Raw genomic sequence first — 16,484 nt, 5'->3', positions numbered from 1 at the left:
TCTTGACGTAATATAGTTTGTCTTAATATATAAGAACACCCTCCCAAAAATCCAAGCCCAGGATTTTTGGGAGGGTGCTCTTATATAATCGCGTCAAAACGCCTCTTTCGGCACTCTAACCCTTTAAAGCAAACTGAATCGCTGCAGCCAGAATTCCACCTGCCAGCGGTCCGAGCATTGGTACCCAGGCGTAACCCCAATATGCGCTTCCTTTGTTAGGAACCGGCAAAATTGTGTAGGCCAAACGTGGGCCCCAGTCACGGGCTGGGTTGATGGCGAACCCGGTGGTCGTACCTAATCCAGTACCAATAACGAAGATCAAGAAGCCAACGATAAATGGCTTGAGTCCTTGTGTAAAGTTACCTAAGTTTAACAAAATGAAGATAAATGCAAATGTGGCAAATAATTCTGAGATGAAATTAAATAATGGCGATTTGATTGCTGGTCTTGTTGCAAAAATTCCAACTTGGTTTCCTGAAGCTTCATCAGGAGTTGCCTTGAAATGAGGGAAAAATTGAATGATAACCAGTGCTGCCCCAACGAAGGCACCTAAGAATTGACCTGCCAGGTATGGCAAAACTTGACTCCATGGGAAGAAGCCGAAGCAGGCAAATCCAATTGTTACAGCGGGGTTCAAATGTCCCATTGATCCGAGTGATCCAGCCACATAGACACCCATGGCAACGGCCATTCCCCATGACAAGCAGACAAACGTCCAATTGGCCCCTTTAGCATAGGCCTTGTTCAAATTAAACCCAGCACCGGTACCGGCACCAAGCATAATCAAAATCATTGTGCCAAAAAATTCACCAATAAAACCATCCATAATATATACACCTACCCTTTAATTGATAAGCCATAATCGACGCATTAAGAATAGCATAGGTTCAAGTGAAAATATTCACCTAATTGATTTTGACTTTGACATTAAATTGGTGTTTGGGTGCAAAATAATATCATTGCGCAAAATGTTATCAATCGAATTCCAAATAAATATTGAATCAAACTGAATTTTTTCGGTTAATTCTCCGGAATTTGGCCAAAAATAAAGTCACAATCCTGAATTGACTTCAAAATTGTGACAGTCGGCAATTGTAACAAAATAAATGATGCTTCACCTATTCTGAAAGGGTTATCAAACGTTTAATTGAATAAGCTTAACTTTATTCCCAACCGCTTCATATTCTGAGTAGTCTCCTGCGTTAAACTTCACAGACCACCAATCAACATCAGGATACCAATGGTGATGTAATGTCCGCAACACGCCTAAATGAGCGACGAGCAAAACAGTGCTGTCCGCTGGCAAAGTCTCCAAGTAGTGATCAATGGCTTTGATTACCCGTTTTTCAAAATCATGGAAAGGTTCCGCTCCCTCAGGGGTGACATCAAAGGGCGCTTTTAACCATTTTTCCCATACATCCGGATAAGCAGCTTCGACCTCATTGGCATTCTTGCCCTCCCAATTTCCAAAGGGCATTTCGTCAAATTCCGGTTCAACAATGACCCGAGTTGTTGGATGATTCTTTTCAACGGCATTCAAAGTTTGCTCAGTTCGTTTCAAATCACTTCGGATTGCGATCGTAATTGGCACATTTTTTAGTTTTTCGGCCAATTGATCGGCTTGCTTCAAGCCAGTATCATCCAATTCAACATTGGCCTTGCCATAATACTTTTTCTCGCGGTTATATTCCGTTTCGCCATGGCGACTCAATAATAATTTCATCTAGATCACCTTTACTAACGCTGCCAATACCAGTAAGAAAACGATTTGGCCCAGTTCACCATACGCACCAATTGTGTCGCCCGTAAAACCACCAAGCTTGTGATTAATGTAATGACGATAAATCCAGGCACAGACAATCACCGCAACGTAGGCGATTAAGCCACTGATCCCCAAAATCAACCCAATCACAATAATTGCAAATAATTGGGCAACGGCAATTCGCCATGGAGAAACGCCTGTCCACAAGGCACCGAGGCCCTTGGTTTTACCAGCATAAACCATCTTATAAAATAACAGAACCATGCCAGTCTTGGCCACCATCGTCGTCACTGCGGCCAACCCAACCATTTGCCACAACTTCAGATATGGTGAGGCCACCACGCCGGCACCCATCACAATTGCGTAGAAATAAGTCAGTGCCAGACTGCCCATGGTACCAATGCGACTGTCCTTCATAATCTCTTTAATCCGGTCAACGGTACGAGAAGAGTACAGGCCGTCCGCTGTATCAGCCAGGGAATCCAAATGAAATCCCCCAGTAATCAGGCCGTCAGAAATCCAGTACAGGATCCAAGCAAACCAAATTGGGAAAATAAGCGTCATCAACCAGAAAAACAGGGCTTCAATACAGCCAATCAAAAAGCCAAACAGCGTAAAGTATTGAATACTCTTCTTAAACCTGCTGGTAGCGTCCTTTATTTCATATGGAACCGGAATTCGGGTAAAAAATTGGGTCAGTAAAATCAACGACTTTATCATCAACAATCATCCTTAGTTACTTAAATTTATGAATCAGAAACTCTTAATTTTGCAATTAATGTTAATTTGGGGAAATCTTGTTCGAACTGTTGCTGCTGGGCTGACTTAATCGCGATAAGTACGACCGTTGCCGGTCCAGCAGACTGATTCTTATCAGGATCGCTCAGATCTGCAATCGCTTTAATTTTGGCGTGATGGGTTTCGGCCATCTGAACCAGTTCATAGCGAACTCCGCGAGAGCCCACCGGCAGCATATCCACGACAGCGTCATTTGCCCTGATCTTTCGAACCAAATCATATGAAAAAATTGTCGGCAAATGCTTTTTAACTTCCTCACCAACGTATGGGGTTCCGAGCTGGTAAACGAGGGCCTCCCCAGAGAGGTGAAGCGTGGCGACATTGGTCTCATGAGCCTTGGCAACAACCGTGACCCCAATTGAAGTTGTCTGCGTCTGCATATTGTCCTCAGTACTGCCATTCAGTGGAATACCAGCTAGACCTGCCCTTTTGAGTTCTTGTTGAATGCCCCAAATAATCCGTTCACCAGTTGGCTGCAATTCATTGCCAATCGTATCGACAACCGTAACCGGGTCTGCGCCAAAGCACATCAATTCCATCAACGGTACCCGCACTGAATAAGCCGCCGTAATTGCCGGATCAATTAACACTTCATCAAATCTTTTCTCCCCAATACCAGCGCTACAATCACAGGCAATCACTAATGTGTTGTGCGCATCAAGTTTAACCAGGGAAAGATCTCGAAATTGTCCGCCATCGCCATCCATTTGGTGTCCCTCTTTTCACAAAAGTCGGTGCTGACCGCTTGTTGCGGGGTGCACCTATTAATAACACTAAAGTCAAATTAGCTATGAAGCTGCAAAAATGGTGCTTCCTTCACCCGTTTTGGCAAGGCAGCATAAATCACTTCACACACAATCAAATTGAGGATTGTCGCAATTGTCAACGGCACAAAGTACACATAGACCGCCTGTTTTAACAAGGGATACATCAACACTAATTCAATTGGGACATTGATGGCATAACCAACGATGTCAGCAATCACCACCCCTTTGATGGCTTCTTTGCCAAGCCGTTGCCGCAACCAGCCAAAGACAACCATACAGATCCCCATTGAAACGCCAATGATCAAATGAATCGGCAAGGTGAGTGGGAACCCCGCCAATGCAGCAGACACCAAGTGGCCAAATATGCCAAGGAATCCGCCAAATATGGGTCCCAATAAAATAGCACCCAAAAATGCCGGTGCAGAGTCAAATGCCACCGACCCCATGATCTTAATGTTGGCACCAATGACACATAATGCCAGCAACATGGCCGCCAAGACCATCCGCTTTAAACTATTTGAACGATTCATAAAATCCGCTTCCTATCATCACGAAATAATTTCTAGTCCAAGAAAATCATAACATTAATTGTGAACCGTTCAACATGACCAACTAGATCGGTCAAGATTGTTGTACGCATTGAACAAAAGTGAGGTAGCAGGAATTAAAAAGAGGCTGATCCATTAGTTGGCAAAGTGTTTATAAATGCAACTTAAGCTTTCCCTTCTTATGTTGATAAAACTTGCGCCAAACGGCTGATTCCGGCCATTTAAGCAAAAAAATAATGCATTCCAAGACCCGAATGCATTACTTTTTTCACTTAAATTCTGGGATCAAAACGCCTTTCCCTATCTCTTGATCAAAATATACCATTTATTCTGATTTTTGATAATAATAGTTAATTTGTGCTTTTTTGCTATCCGAGTTCAGATAAGAGCACATTTTCAACGCCGTCTTACCGTTGTGCTGAACCTTCTTGAAATAAAGTGGGCTGTTGACGTTGATGAGCGTTAATTTCCAGTAGCCGTGCTTGTTGACTTTGTTAGCGACTTTAAATAAATAATTGCTATCCTTGGTATTCGCGTATTTATCAACGTTATCGTAGAAAGTAATTGCTTGATAATTTTGGCTTGTGGCCTTGGCAGCTCCCTGCTTGAACGTGTACTTTGTCAGTCGATATTTTACCGCGCTCTTGCCAGTTGTGCCATCTGAATATTTGCCGTACCAAGTTCCCTGAAGCGCATGCGGAACTGGATTAGCCGTCGTCTTTGCGTGAGCAGACTGAGCAGCAGGAACAATTGCCGCCAAGCCGGCCGTTACTCCAAGAATGGTGAGTGTCTTAGAAATTTGCATTAATCTATCCTTTCCTTTACAACAAAACAATTGGAAGTAGTCTAACAGAAATACGCGATTCATGCAAAATTTATTCTATTGACGATGCTGATCATTTTGTAAAAAGTCCGCTTTTTGCAAAGCTTCATCCTTTTCCTTTAATTCTTCATCTTTTTCATTGAGGTTAAAGACTCGCCAGCAAATGAGGGCCACACTCCAAGTGATGATAAACAGGCCAACGAGCATAATGCCAAGGATATTGAAGTTCAATGCCTGTGCCCATTTGATAATAAAGAAATGAGAGTGAATATCCGATCCAAAGGCCTGTAAAACATCAACGATGCCGACGAAGAACGCTGCAGTGACTGACAGGCCGGTGAGCGCTAAATTATAATACACCTTTCGATAGGGTGAAGAGAACACCCAACTGTAAGCAGTGCTCATGAATAAGCCATCGCTGGAATCCATTAAGCACATCCCCGCCGTAAACAACAATGGGAATGAGAAGACAGCAAACCACGGAATTCCTTTGCTGGTTGCGACCGCTGAAGTTGCCAAAACGGCAATTTGCGTGGCTGTGTCAAATCCCAACCCAAACAGGAAACCAACGCAGATAACCTGCCAGTTGTGATTGATCAAATTAATACTCTTTTTGAAAAATCTAAAAATCTTAGTATCAGTCGATTGATTTGCTCGCTCAACGTTGCCATTATTGATGGCTTTGAACGACTTCCAAATTCCGACTAAAATCACGAGGTTAATGGTCCCCAGCAGAATTAACATAAACCCGGCAAATAACGTGCCGAAGATGCCGCCAACGTTTTGCAGGGCAGGCAGCTTTGTCTTTGACCACTCGACAAAGAAAATCGTGATAAGGGCCATGATGATGACCACTAGCGAATGACCAAGCGAAAAGTAAAAACCGACTCCATGGGTATTTTTACCGTCATTAACCAGCTTTCGGGTCATGTTGTCAATTGCAGAAATGTGATCGACATCGAAAGCGTGCTGAAGGCCAAATGTAAATGATAAAAACGCCATCCCCAATAACGCAGGGTATCGATTCAGATAAGAAAATACCAGTACCCAACCAACAACAAAAATTGTTAAAACATATCCACCAAACTTTGCAATGTCCGGCTTAAGTGCGTAATGCACCATTGGCCCATTTGTTGAACTTTCCAAAGCGATTCCTCCCTGATGACTGCGATATTCAATCAGGATAAACAATCTGTCGATTATGGTCAGAAACGGTTTTGATCGTTCATGGTGATTGTGTATACTTTTACAAGCGCACAAAGTATAGCACCAAAGAAAGCGCATTTATTAACAAATTTTCGCTAAGTTGGCTGAAGGGACCGGAAAAATGTGACTATTTTAAGAGTGCGAAGCCAAGCGGTTAATAATCGGAGTGTAAGTCGCCTTGGGAAGAAATTCCCGGGCTTGGAATTTTTTCTCGAGGTGCTTACATGCAGATTATTGCTTGGCTGAGCACATTTCAATCAGAGTGCGAAGCCAAGCGGTTAACAACCGAAACATAAGTCGACCTTTTCGGAAATTCCGGGGCTTGGAATTTTTGAAAAGGTTGCTTATGTGCAGGTTGTTGCTTGGCTGAGCACGTTTAATCAGAGCGCGAAACCAAGCAGTTAACAACCGGAGTAGTTAACTTCTTATCCACTTCTCAACACTTGGCCAACTACTAGAATTAATAATCACTCTGGGCGTTTGTTTCAGATTACTTCGACCAGTCACAATGCCATCATTTAAGGTGAGAACCACCTTTAACCGGCGTTGTTCATCCAAAAACTTTTGGATTTGCGGGGTGCCGCTGCCGTATGGATACGTGAAGATCGGTGAACGGTAGCCAATCTTTTCTTTCAGCACATCTTGGCTGGTGGCGTAATCGTGCTTAAAGCGGGTATAGTTGCGCGGCAGATTGAACACTGGCGTGCCGTTGTCCACTAAATAATGCATTCGATTGGTATGAACACCAAATGTAACCAAGTTACCAGCACGTTTTTTCATACGTAAAATTGCCGGCCAGGTCGCCAACTTGGTGCCTTGCTTATACCACCCGGTATTTCCAGTAATAATTGAATCAGTGAATGGATAATGGTGCTTCAATAATACCGGCAGCGCGTTGCCAATCATCGTTCGGTCAATATCATCGAAGGTAATTGTCACCATCTTTCCCCGAAGTGGCTCATGCCGATCAATCTTTCTGATCAGCTCAGGCATGGAGATCACTTTAATGTGATGGGCTTGGAGATAATTCATCTGCTGCTTGAATTCAGGTAAGTTCACGTTAAAGTCGTGAAACTGGCTATTAGGTGACACATCTTCATCAAACTTAACCATTCGGGTATTATTCAGGATGCGGTGATAACAAAAGACCATCACGCCATTTTTAATCCGTTGGTCGTGAGTCGAAATGGCATAACTGGGGCGATTACCCAGCTCATATTCGATGTTTCGATGGGTGCTGTAAGCCAATAAGCTCAAAAACAACACAATAAATCCGGTTAAGACCCACTTCCGTTGTGTTTTAGTCATGGTTTTTCGCCCTCCGTTCCAATCGTCGAATTCGCCACCAGCCAAACCCAATCATTAAAATTGCGACAATGAAAACCAGTAATGCAAACGAAGCGTATGCCCTAAAGGAAAGGTTGAGCACAAGATAATCAGAAACCAGGGCATCTGAATAAGCGTTCAAAAGAAAACAAACGTTGATATAAACGATATAGCCGGTAATGAGCCACAAACCAATTAAAATCAGTGCCCGCCTGATATTTGTTAAAAAGGATGACTGTTTGCGAATGATCAAGCCTGAAGTTCGTTTGTTTGATTTCATCTTAAAGCCCCCTATCTGGGCTGCGCCAACTTCCAACGTGGCGTGGATCCAAGAAGAAGGAACCCAGGGCAGTTAAACAGCTCACCAAGTTGATAAACCAATAAAAGATGACGTAGAGCGGTAATAATAGCAAGTCATGCCAATTAATAAAATCAGATTTTCTTGAATCTGCATAGCCAATTAAGAATTGGACCAGGCTAATGAATAATAATAGAAATAAGATCACGCCATCCATAATGAGATCACCGGTAAATAAAACCGTGATTAAATAAAATAACGTGACAAACGAGCAGCTGATGGCCCATAAGTCGCTTAAAATCATATCCATGAGCAGCCATTGCTCACTCAAACGCCCGGTCACAAACATCCCCCGGTTACGAAATAAGACTTCAAAGCCGCCCCGTGCCCAGCGTCTTCGCTGGTGGACCAGATCTTTGATGTGCTCGGGAACCAGAATCCAAGCTACCGATTGGGGACAATAAACGACTTGCCACTTGTGGTGATATAAACGCCAAGTCACATCAATATCTTCGGTAATCGCATCGGCATTCCACCAACCGGCATCTGCCAATGCCACTTTTCGATAAGCTACAACGACTCCAGAAACGGTCGTAATGTGGCCGGTCACAAATGCCTGGCCCCGTTTGATAATGTCGATAACGCCAACGTACTCTAGCAACTCCAGGCGACCCAATATACTGGTTCGATTGCGAACAATCGGCTTGCCAGCAACGGCGCCAACATGGGGATCGTTGTAAAATTGGGCGAGCATTGGTTTCAAGACATTCTTGTCAACGTAACAATCTGCATCCAAACACAGGAGGAACTCGCCCTCAGCTAACTTGGCACCATTATTTAAGGCGTTGGCTTTCCCCTGATTCTTTTCAATATTAATGATCTTAACCGGAAATCGCTTCGTATATTCCTCTGCCAACTCATGCATGACAGCGAGGGTGTCGTCGTCACTGCCATCGTTGATTAAAATGAGTTCTAATTTGGAATACGTGATATTGGCGACAGATTCGACAACTTTTTTCAGAGTGTCAGCCTCGTTATGAGCCGGGATCAACACCGAAACCAAATCATCAGGTTGACCGGCTTGCAAATTTATGAGTGGCACTCGTCGCTGCTGAATCGAAAAGAATACTGAACCAATAATCCAAACGGTCGAAACAATCACTGGATATAAAATCACAAATGAACTAAGCGTGTTCATGATCTTCCCCCTAACTATAAGTGAGCGGAGTAAAGCACTTGGAAGTCGGAAAGTCTCCAGTGAGGGAAATTCCCGGTTCTGGAATTTTTCTCACTGGTGCTTACATGCAGACTTCTGCTTTACGCAGCTGTCCTATCCCCTTCATTCAAGCCGGCTTTCGGGCCAGAACCAGAAATTCTTTGATAAATTGGTAACCGGCCTGATAAACTTTTTTATCTGAAATTGTGGCGACCGAATCTCCCCAAATTGAGGCACTGCTGCCAACAATCCCGTTGAGTGATTTAAGCTTGGTGGCGTGGTCGGAATGCCAGAGTGTCGGCTTCCAGTATTGCTTCATATCCTTAGTCATATAGGCGACATTTTTAGGTGCCAGGTTAGCTTTAGTAATGTTGAAATACAAATAATAATCGTTGTAATTAAAAACTTTGAAATGGTGACTGATCAATTTCGGCATCGAGGCCCAGGCTTTTTTTCGTCGGGCTCCCAGGCTGCCTGACTGATCTGCCGTCCAATTCCAATAGGTGACTTGAATATGCTTATTGAGATCACCCAGCTCGCTGTTCAGGAACCCATCATTCCAAGCCTCAGGAATAAAGCCGAGTTTTTCAACGTTGGTGCTGGTTGCGTTCAAATATTTAACGTAAGCCGGATTTTTGGTGAGCTTATCAGTAAATTCATCCCCACCCAAATGGAACCGGGCGTTGTTTTGATTATCAAATTCCGTCCCAACTTCGTTATCAACATTTTCAACAAAATCAATGCTGGCCTGATTCAAATGCAACTCATCACCATAGCTCTTTGAATACCAGCTGAGTTGCCGGGCGAGTTTCGACTTGCCATTAGCTTTCATCGTGTCAACCAACCCGTTGACGTGAGCTGGAGTATCAACTTCTGGAATCAACGTTACGCCACGCTTCTTAGCGATATTAACTAAATAGCGAATCTGGGCTTTGCTGTAGAAAGCTTGCTTCGTCTGGTTATTGCGCCAAATGCCATCTTTTTTGGTCGCGTGATCCAAGGTCTGGCCAACCGTTTGATTTTCGATGGCAAAATCTCGATCATCAGTCAGGTGAAGTTGAACGAAATTACCATGGTTCGCGGCCACCAAATTGATAAATTTAACTAAGGTCGAAAGGTGATAGTGCCGCCGGGAAACGTCCAAAGTTAACCCGTTAAATTTGCCATTATTGCTTTGAGCCTTATCCTGACTCGACTTTCCCGCGGAACTACACCCCATCAATAACACGAGTAAAGGAACTAAAATTAACCACCGTTTAAATCGCATCTAAAAGCCCCCTATGTATCTGTCACATGATTGAAATATTTCTGTAATACGTTGAAGCAAACCTATCGTAACAAAAAACAATCTCAATGGAATCAACCAGCACTCAATTATAAGAATTGTTAGAATGTCTTAAGAAACTCCGATCGATTATGACAAAAGTGTTAAAGAACCACTTCAAATAATGATATACAATTCCTTAATATCGGGGGTTCTACTAACAATAAGCTATCTCAATTAAGTAAGTTGTTGATGCAGATGACAACGATCAATTATCCAAAAACCAGTCGGCCATTTCTGCGTATTTAACAATTAGAGGCTCAGCCAATGTTAACCACTTATTCAAAGTCCTATTGCCTTAGCTGACGGGATTGGCACTGGCAAAAAGACAAAATCTCAACTTTTCTGGATGATTAACCGTGCTTGGGCCGAAAAACTGCTAAAATGATTAATGGATATCATTTACCAAAGGAGTCTGAAAACTATTATTAGTAATATACTTGAAAGTTGTCTAATGTGATATAATGTATACGAGGTGAGTATACATGAAACCAAAAGAATTGGCTGAACGTTTAGGGGTATCGGTTAAGACCTTGCAAAAATGGGATCGTCAAGGAAAACTCCCCGCTAAACGCACCGTCACGAACCGTCGTTATTATACTGAGGCCGATTATTTAAAAGCAATTGGCAAACCCACAGCCAACCGCCAAAATGTTATTTATGCCCGAGTATCAACTGCCGCCCAAAAAGATGATTTACAGGATCAAGTCGAATTCCTGCGACAATATGTTAATGCAAAAGGGATCATCGTTGATCAAGTAATCACTGACGTCGGGAGTGGCCTAAATTATAAGCGCAAAAAGTGGAACCAATTGCTTGATGAAGTGATGCAATCAAAAGTTGATCATATCTATATCGCCTATCCAGATCGATTTATCAGATTTGGCTTTGACTGGTTTCAACATTTTTGTGCAAAGTTTGGCACGGAAATCGTGGTGGTCAATAATGAGCAACTTTCTCCAGAAGCGGAAATTGTTCAAGACTTAATTTCAATTATTCATGTGTTTTCCAGCCGGGTATACGGACTACGAAAGTACAAAAAGAAAGTGAGTGACGATGATGACGTTAATCACTTACAAAATTGAAATTAAACCGACCAAGGAACAAGCCTATCTTATTGATCGTCACATTGGCGTCAGTCGCTGGGCGTACAACTTTTTCTTAGAAATGAATCACCAACGCTACCAAGATGGCTATTGGTATATGGGAGCTTACGAGTTCGCAAAATGGTTCAATAATGAATATTTACTTACCAATCCAGACGATTTATGGATCAAAGACTATTACGCTAAATCAACTAAACAGGCGTTTATCGACGCTGATACGGCGATGAAGCGGTTTTTTAAGCACCAAAGTGGCTACCCCAAATGGCGTTCCTATAAACGTCATCAAGGATCGTATTACTTTGTTAAAAATAGTTCCAAGCAAACGATCGTTTCTGAACGTCACCGCATTAAACTCCCAAAGCTCGGTTGGGTGCGATTCAAAGAATATGGTTATTTACCAACGGACTTTGAGCATTATGTGGTTAAATCCGGTCGGATTAAAGAACAAGCGGGACGTTATTATCTTACGTGTCTGGTTGAACAACCAGAACAACTCCATGAACTCTTGTTAGGTGATCCAATTGGGATTGATCTCGGGGTTAAAGAATTTGCCGTTATCGATGATGGCACTATTTATCGCAACCGGAACAAGGATCGTCAAGTTAAACAAATTCGAAAACGATTAAGACGCACACAACGAAAATTATCCCGTCAGTATATTGCATATAAAGCTCGCAAAATGAAAGAAGGAAGATCTGCTACTGATCTTAACCTAGCCAAAACAGAGCGGAAAGTGCAACGTCTGTATCAACGACTACACAACATTCAAGCCGATTATCAAAATCAAATTGTCGCTAACTTGGTGAGAACCAAACCGAATTGGGTGTCAATTGAGGATTTGAATGTTAAAGGCATGATCAAAAATCGCCATTTAGCCAAAATAGTTAACCAACAAGGGTTCTATAATTTCAGAACTAAGCTGATTAACAAGTGCCAACAATTGGGAATTGCGGTCCATCTCGTGAATCGCTTTGAGCCCACATCAAAGATATGTCACCAATGTGGATACAAAAAAGTTGATTTATCATTGAGTGAACGCATTTATAGATGCCCTAATTGTGGCAACGTGACCGATCGCGATATTAATGCTGCGTTGAATATTAGAGATACTGACAACTTTGTTTTAGCCTACTAACCAGGCGACGAAGAATGTACCGGTGGCTAGCCGGGAATTTACGCTTGTGGACTATCATATCAACCATAGTAGAGAGCTTGTGTCGAGGTGGGATAGGATGAAGCAAGAAAAATCTGGATATACATTCAGGTATATTTTCAGTAGCAGAAGGAATCGAATGCCGACGTTAAATCAAACGAACCCCAATGTTCAACCCCTACCCACTACTGAAATGAAAGTTGCCGAAATCTTGACAACGCTTCGTTCGGAACGAATCAAACGAGGCATCTCCCAAACAGACCTTGCCGACCAGATTGGCATGAAGCAACCCCAGTTGGCGAGAATCGAACGTTTAGTTGCAACCCCCTCCCTAACGACCATCGAGCGATATGCCCATGGCCTTGGATTTGAAATCGGCTTATCACTGGTCAAGGGATTAAAAAATAAATAAAGCAAATCATCCGCAATTATCGAACGTAGTTGGTCTATGGCATGACTAACTTAATCATCATACAAAAAATGTTCTGAAACTTTTCCATCGGTTTCAGAACATTTTTTTGATACCATTTAAGACAATTACTCAGTTGTCAATCTCACTGCTTCAATCATCATTCGGGCGCCATCCAAAATTGAATCGCGGTCAAACGTCATTCCGGGGATGTGCAAGCCTGGGTTCAAATTACAGCCCAATCCCAGCATCGTCGTTTCATCCGCAATCCCATCATAGGCATAGAAGTGGAAATCATCCCCGCCAGGCGTCACGACCGGCTCAATCAAGCCTGCTTGGCCCAAGACACTGGTAATGGCAGTCTTCATGACATTGATTGCTTTTTCACTGGGAATCGCAGCTGGCGAAAAGTCATTACCATCCAAATTGATTTGAATGTCCCCTTGTTGGACACTATCCATCGCCGCAAATGCTTGCCTCTGCAATTCATCCATCAAGCCGTTGGTCCGTGCCCGCAAGTCAACCGCAAAGGTTCCATAATCAGGAATGATGTTGGATGATTTACCGGCATGAAACATGGTTGAAGTCACAGAATAGGGCAGATCTGTTTCTAACTTGATCCGGCGGAACTTTTCGTTCAACTCACTGAACGCATCAATCACGTTGGCCCCTAATTCAGGCTTCCCAGCATGGGAGGTTTTGCCTTTAATGGTCACCCAATAAGTCCGAGTCGCTGCGTCTGGGATGATGGGTTCAGCCTGCTTGGCTTTGACCTCCGATTCAGGACAAACGTGCAATCCATATAAATAGTTCAGATGTGGTAACTTGCCACTCTTAATCACTTTTTCTGCGCCAGTCACTGTTTCTTCGGCCGGTTGAAAAATTAATTTGAGAGTCCCCGTCAGCTCTTGGGGATTTTTAACGTAATATTGGGCCACCGCCAACACAATTGCCATGTGAGAATCATGGCCACAAGAGTGGAAGACCCCTTCTTTTCCTTGATACGTTTGCTTCAAGGCGTCAATATCCGTTCGCATGCCGATGATTGGCGACCCACTTCCCAAAGTCGCGATCAGCCCGGTCATGCCATCGAACCGCTCATATGGCACGCCCATCTCATCCAGCCGCTTGGCTAAATAGGCTGTCGTCTTAGTTTCATTAAAGGCGGTCTCACCGTGGTCGTGTAACCAATCGAAATCTCGAAAAATTTGTGGGTCATCTAAGGTAATTGTCTTTTGCATTTTCTCGGTTCTCCTATCTATTTCACTTTATAAGCATTCTTCAACGTGATTCCTTGAGCAGCGGCGTAAGTCACACCCTTAAGCTTGGGGTTATTCAAGCGGGCAATTTGACCCTGGTTAACCGCCAAAATGGCTTGATCGTTCATGGCGATCCGTTGCGCCTTCTGGAAATCCGTGTAGCGCTTTTCGGCGTTTCGAGAATCCACCCCATTGGCTTTGTTGTAATAGTAATCGTATCGTTTATTGCTATAGTTGCCGGCATTATTGGCATTATTTGTGTTCAATAATTGGAAAAATTCGTTCAGGTCTGGATAAGAAGCAATCCAGTTGGCGAACCCTAAATCGTAACCCGTCTTTCGCTGCATCGTAGTGATCGCCTGGACCTTTGGTTGAACGTTAATACTGATTGAGAGGCCTTTGAGGTTCTTCTCCGCGGAAGATTGAACAAATTCAGCAGAATTTCTGAATGAATCAACGTCGTAACACACGAGACTCAAATTCAGTTTTTTGACCCCCAGCTGAGTCAATCCTTTTTGCCAATATTTTTTGGCAAGCTTTGGATTATAGCCAACACTCTGGGCCACTTCGGAATCCGTAGCAAAATCCTTACCCGTTTTTGGATTCTTTGAAATTTCTTCCGGCGCTAATCCCAATGGCGCTTTGGCACCATTTTTGAGGACATCATTGACTAAAGCTTTGCGGTTAATGGTGAGTGAAATGGCTTTGCGGATATTCAAATTGCGCATTGCCCTTGTTTTAAAGTTATAGGCAATGTAATCTGTTTCGCCACTTGGATAGCTCAGATAACCTTTGTTGTTCTTTTCGTGAGCAGCTTGCTGACCGGCCAACGTGATATTATCAAGCTTACCTGACTGATAAAGTGATAGTGCGGTTTGCGCATTCTTGGTAGTCACAAACTTAACCTGATCCAGCTTAACGGCTTGCTTGTCCCAATAATTGGAATTCTTTTTGAGAGTCCAATTCCCCTTTGAAGCAGACCAACCAGTCACAATAAATGGACCATCATACACCATCTTGGTAGAGGTTGTTCCATATGCTTTGCCATACTTTTGAACCGTTTTGGGGTTTTGGGGAAGAAATGGAACCAGTGCGCATAGATATTTGAAATAAGGTGTTGGCTCTGCCAAGGTTACTTGAAAGGTTGTTTTATTCAATGCCTTGACGCCCAATTTGTTCACAGCCAACTTCCCGTTTTCAATCTGTTTGGCATTCTTGATTGGCAGGAACATGTAGGAATCGGCTGCCTTGGTGGTTGGATTTACCGTCCGCCGCCAAGAATAAACGAAGTCGTTTGCGGTGATCGGGTCGCCATTGCTCCACTTCAAGTTCTTTCGCAACTTAAACGTATAAACTGTTCCACCGTTTGTCGGTTGAACCACTTTTTCAGCTAATCCTGGTTCCACGTGGGTACTGTCCTTCATCCGGTACAAGCCTTCTTGAGAATTGTTGACCGTCTCGAGCGCGCCAACGTCGGTAATCATCGACGAATCAAGTGACGAAATGTCTGCCTGCTCCATAATGGTCGCAACTTTTGGTGTCTCTTTAGCGGTACCATTTGAGCAGCCTGCTAATCCCAGCCCTAATAATCCAATCACGATTTCTGTTAATGCTAATTGTAATTTCATCTGAATTTACCCCTTAATTGTCATCACAATTTCTCTGAACAAAAAAATGCCTCCCAAAGCACAATGCTTTGAGAGGGCGACAAATCCGCTGTTCCACCTCTGATTCGCAATAGCTTCACAACTATTGCCTCAGTAAGTTCAATAACTTATCATCATAACGGAATGACCCGTGCAAACCTACTAGACGTGAGTCGTTCCGCTTGCCTGCGATTAGCTGTGGTTCGTTTCTCTGTTCATTCTTTCAGCCAAATGAATGATCTCTGTATATTAGAAACTACTTAGACTAATCCCTGCTTTTTTAATGTGGCTATAATCTATCGTGTTTAAGGAGAATTGTCAAGTTACTTTATCGCTGATTTTAACAATTCGGTAATTTGCCTCCGCAACTGTCCATCCCGATCAGGGTCATAAGCATACCGCTCATCAAACCAATGATCGGGACTATATAACCACACCGGCTTTTTTAATCGTTCAGGCAGTTCAGTTTGATATCGAGGAAATACGTGAGCGTGTAAGAAGTTATCGGTATTTCCTAAAATATCATAGTTAATTCGAAGGGCTCCAGTTGCCTGCAGAACCGCATCGCCTAGGAGACTCATGTCTGTCAAAAATAGCGTCCGCTCAGGAATCGTCAGGTCGTTCAATGAGGCCACTTCCCGCTTAGGCATCAAAACTGAATAACCAGGTAAAAATTGGGTGTCGCCAAATACTGCGAACCCACCCGGCAATTCGCTCATTACCATCGGATTAGTCCCATTAATCGCAGAACCAATGCGGTCATCTTGCCAATTAACCATTCTTAATCTCCTCTCAGCACTCATTTAAAATCCAATTATAGATCTGAAAAATATAAACACAACC

17 protein-coding genes are annotated in these 16,484 nt (G+C 43.2%); 3 read left to right on the top strand and 14 right to left on the bottom strand.

Features of this window, described 5'->3' with window-relative positions; all coding sequences use genetic code 11:
* Positions 1-115 precede the first annotated feature (115 nt).
* The 11 genes from FD12_RS01585 to FD12_RS01535 all read right to left on the bottom strand — a co-directional run bounded on the left by FD12_RS01585 (position 116) and on the right by FD12_RS01535 (position 10,011).
* Complete coding sequence (locus FD12_RS01585; RefSeq protein WP_056981306.1) at positions 116-826, bottom strand: MIP/aquaporin family protein; 711 nt, start codon at positions 824-826, stop codon at positions 116-118.
* Positions 827-1,135: 309 nt separating this feature from the next.
* Positions 1,136-1,723 (bottom strand): histidine phosphatase family protein, encoded by a 588-nt coding sequence (locus FD12_RS01580; protein ID WP_056981304.1) that lies wholly within the window; start codon positions 1,721-1,723, stop codon positions 1,136-1,138.
* Positions 1,724-2,482, bottom strand: a complete 759-nt coding sequence (gene cobS, locus FD12_RS01575) for an adenosylcobinamide-GDP ribazoletransferase (protein WP_056981301.1) — start codon at positions 2,480-2,482, stop codon at positions 1,724-1,726.
* 26 nt (positions 2,483-2,508) lie between these two features.
* Positions 2,509-3,267, bottom strand: a complete 759-nt coding sequence (locus FD12_RS01570) for an AIR synthase related protein (RefSeq protein WP_056981299.1) — start codon at positions 3,265-3,267, stop codon at positions 2,509-2,511.
* 77 nt (positions 3,268-3,344) lie between these two features.
* Positions 3,345-3,857, bottom strand: coding sequence for an ECF transporter S component (locus FD12_RS01565; RefSeq protein ID WP_054747441.1), 513 nt, complete (start codon positions 3,855-3,857; stop codon positions 3,345-3,347).
* Positions 3,858-4,200: 343 nt separating this feature from the next.
* Positions 4,201-4,680: a hypothetical protein gene (locus FD12_RS01560; protein ID WP_056981297.1), complete on the bottom strand. Its 480-nt coding sequence runs from the start codon at positions 4,678-4,680 to the stop codon at positions 4,201-4,203.
* A gap of 75 nt (positions 4,681-4,755) precedes the next feature.
* Complete coding sequence (locus tag FD12_RS01555; protein WP_056981310.1) at positions 4,756-5,820, bottom strand: HoxN/HupN/NixA family nickel/cobalt transporter; 1,065 nt, start codon at positions 5,818-5,820, stop codon at positions 4,756-4,758.
* 501 nt (positions 5,821-6,321) lie between these two features.
* Entirely contained in the window at positions 6,322-7,212 is an 891-nt protein-coding gene (locus FD12_RS01550; protein ID WP_056981295.1) for a polysaccharide deacetylase family protein, read from the bottom strand.
* On the bottom strand, positions 7,205-7,510 hold the full coding sequence (locus FD12_RS01545) for a hypothetical protein (RefSeq protein WP_056981294.1): 306 nt from the start codon (positions 7,508-7,510) through the stop codon (positions 7,205-7,207). The genes FD12_RS01550 and FD12_RS01545 overlap by 8 nt, the downstream gene beginning before the upstream one ends.
* Before the next feature lies 1 nt (position 7,511).
* Entirely contained in the window at positions 7,512-8,726 is a 1,215-nt protein-coding gene (locus FD12_RS01540; RefSeq protein ID WP_056981293.1) for a glycosyltransferase family 2 protein, read from the bottom strand.
* 145 nt (positions 8,727-8,871) lie between these two features.
* A complete protein-coding gene (locus tag FD12_RS01535; protein ID WP_056981291.1) occupies positions 8,872-10,011 on the bottom strand; it encodes a family 20 glycosylhydrolase in 1,140 nt (379 codons plus the stop codon).
* Between the two features lie 542 nt (positions 10,012-10,553).
* Between FD12_RS01535 and FD12_RS01530 the strand changes: the two genes are divergently transcribed.
* The 3 genes from FD12_RS01530 to FD12_RS01520 all read left to right on the top strand — a co-directional run bounded on the left by FD12_RS01530 (position 10,554) and on the right by FD12_RS01520 (position 12,739).
* Positions 10,554-11,153 carry an IS607 family transposase gene (locus tag FD12_RS01530; protein ID WP_054747439.1) on the top strand — a complete coding sequence of 200 codons (600 nt, stop codon included), beginning with the start codon at positions 10,554-10,556 and terminating at the stop codon, positions 11,151-11,153.
* Entirely contained in the window at positions 11,125-12,309 is a 1,185-nt protein-coding gene (locus tag FD12_RS01525; RefSeq protein ID WP_225427260.1) for an RNA-guided endonuclease InsQ/TnpB family protein, read from the top strand. Before FD12_RS01530 ends, FD12_RS01525 begins: the two co-directional genes overlap by 29 nt.
* A gap of 211 nt (positions 12,310-12,520) precedes the next feature.
* A complete protein-coding gene (locus tag FD12_RS01520) occupies positions 12,521-12,739 on the top strand; it encodes a helix-turn-helix domain-containing protein (protein WP_420843354.1) in 219 nt (72 codons plus the stop codon).
* A 125-nt stretch (positions 12,740-12,864) separates the two neighbouring features.
* Here the strand turns inward: FD12_RS01520 and FD12_RS01515 are convergent, their stop codons facing one another.
* The 3 genes from FD12_RS01515 to FD12_RS01505 form a co-directional block, all read right to left on the bottom strand.
* Complete coding sequence (locus FD12_RS01515) at positions 12,865-13,977, bottom strand: amidohydrolase (protein WP_054747435.1); 1,113 nt, start codon at positions 13,975-13,977, stop codon at positions 12,865-12,867.
* A 17-nt stretch (positions 13,978-13,994) separates the two neighbouring features.
* The gene (locus tag FD12_RS01510) at positions 13,995-15,623 is read right to left on the bottom strand and encodes a peptide ABC transporter substrate-binding protein (protein ID WP_056981290.1); all 1,629 of its coding nucleotides are present in this window, start codon (positions 15,621-15,623) and stop codon (positions 13,995-13,997) included.
* Positions 15,624-15,964: 341 nt separating this feature from the next.
* Positions 15,965-16,420, bottom strand: a complete 456-nt coding sequence (locus tag FD12_RS01505; RefSeq protein WP_056981288.1) for an HIT family protein — start codon at positions 16,418-16,420, stop codon at positions 15,965-15,967.
* Positions 16,421-16,484: the final 64 nt, after the last annotated feature.

The sequence above is a fragment of the Lentilactobacillus rapi DSM 19907 = JCM 15042 genome (genome assembly GCF_001436255.1).
Classification (GTDB): domain Bacteria; phylum Bacillota; class Bacilli; order Lactobacillales; family Lactobacillaceae; genus Lentilactobacillus; species Lentilactobacillus rapi.
This window is presented reverse-complemented; position numbering and strand designations above follow the sequence as displayed.

Excerpts from the sequence above, each read along its gene's own strand:
- FD12_RS01585 (WP_056981306.1), bottom strand. The coding sequence starts at position 826 with ATGGATGGTTTTATTGGTGAATTTTTTGGCACAATGATTTTGATTATG.
- FD12_RS01580 (WP_056981304.1), bottom strand. The coding sequence starts at position 1,723 with ATGAAATTATTATTGAGTCGCCATGGCGAAACGGAATATAACCGCGAG.
- cobS (WP_056981301.1), bottom strand. The coding sequence starts at position 2,482 with ATGATAAAGTCGTTGATTTTACTGACCCAATTTTTTACCCGAATTCCG.
- FD12_RS01570 (WP_056981299.1), bottom strand. The coding sequence starts at position 3,267 with ATGGATGGCGATGGCGGACAATTTCGAGATCTTTCCCTGGTTAAACTT.
- FD12_RS01565 (WP_054747441.1), bottom strand. The coding sequence starts at position 3,857 with ATGAATCGTTCAAATAGTTTAAAGCGGATGGTCTTGGCGGCCATGTTG.
- FD12_RS01560 (WP_056981297.1), bottom strand. The coding sequence starts at position 4,680 with ATGCAAATTTCTAAGACACTCACCATTCTTGGAGTAACGGCCGGCTTG.
- FD12_RS01555 (WP_056981310.1), bottom strand. The coding sequence starts at position 5,820 with ATGGTGCATTACGCACTTAAGCCGGACATTGCAAAGTTTGGTGGATAT.
- FD12_RS01550 (WP_056981295.1), bottom strand. The coding sequence starts at position 7,212 with ATGACTAAAACACAACGGAAGTGGGTCTTAACCGGATTTATTGTGTTG.
- FD12_RS01545 (WP_056981294.1), bottom strand. The coding sequence starts at position 7,510 with ATGAAATCAAACAAACGAACTTCAGGCTTGATCATTCGCAAACAGTCA.
- FD12_RS01540 (WP_056981293.1), bottom strand. The coding sequence starts at position 8,726 with ATGAACACGCTTAGTTCATTTGTGATTTTATATCCAGTGATTGTTTCG.
- FD12_RS01535 (WP_056981291.1), bottom strand. The coding sequence starts at position 10,011 with ATGCGATTTAAACGGTGGTTAATTTTAGTTCCTTTACTCGTGTTATTG.
- FD12_RS01530 (WP_054747439.1), top strand. The coding sequence starts at position 10,554 with ATGAAACCAAAAGAATTGGCTGAACGTTTAGGGGTATCGGTTAAGACC.
- FD12_RS01525 (WP_225427260.1), top strand. The coding sequence starts at position 11,125 with ATGATGACGTTAATCACTTACAAAATTGAAATTAAACCGACCAAGGAA.
- FD12_RS01520 (WP_420843354.1), top strand. The coding sequence starts at position 12,521 with ATGAAAGTTGCCGAAATCTTGACAACGCTTCGTTCGGAACGAATCAAA.
- FD12_RS01515 (WP_054747435.1), bottom strand. The coding sequence starts at position 13,977 with ATGCAAAAGACAATTACCTTAGATGACCCACAAATTTTTCGAGATTTC.
- FD12_RS01510 (WP_056981290.1), bottom strand. The coding sequence starts at position 15,623 with ATGAAATTACAATTAGCATTAACAGAAATCGTGATTGGATTATTAGGG.
- FD12_RS01505 (WP_056981288.1), bottom strand. The coding sequence starts at position 16,420 with ATGGTTAATTGGCAAGATGACCGCATTGGTTCTGCGATTAATGGGACT.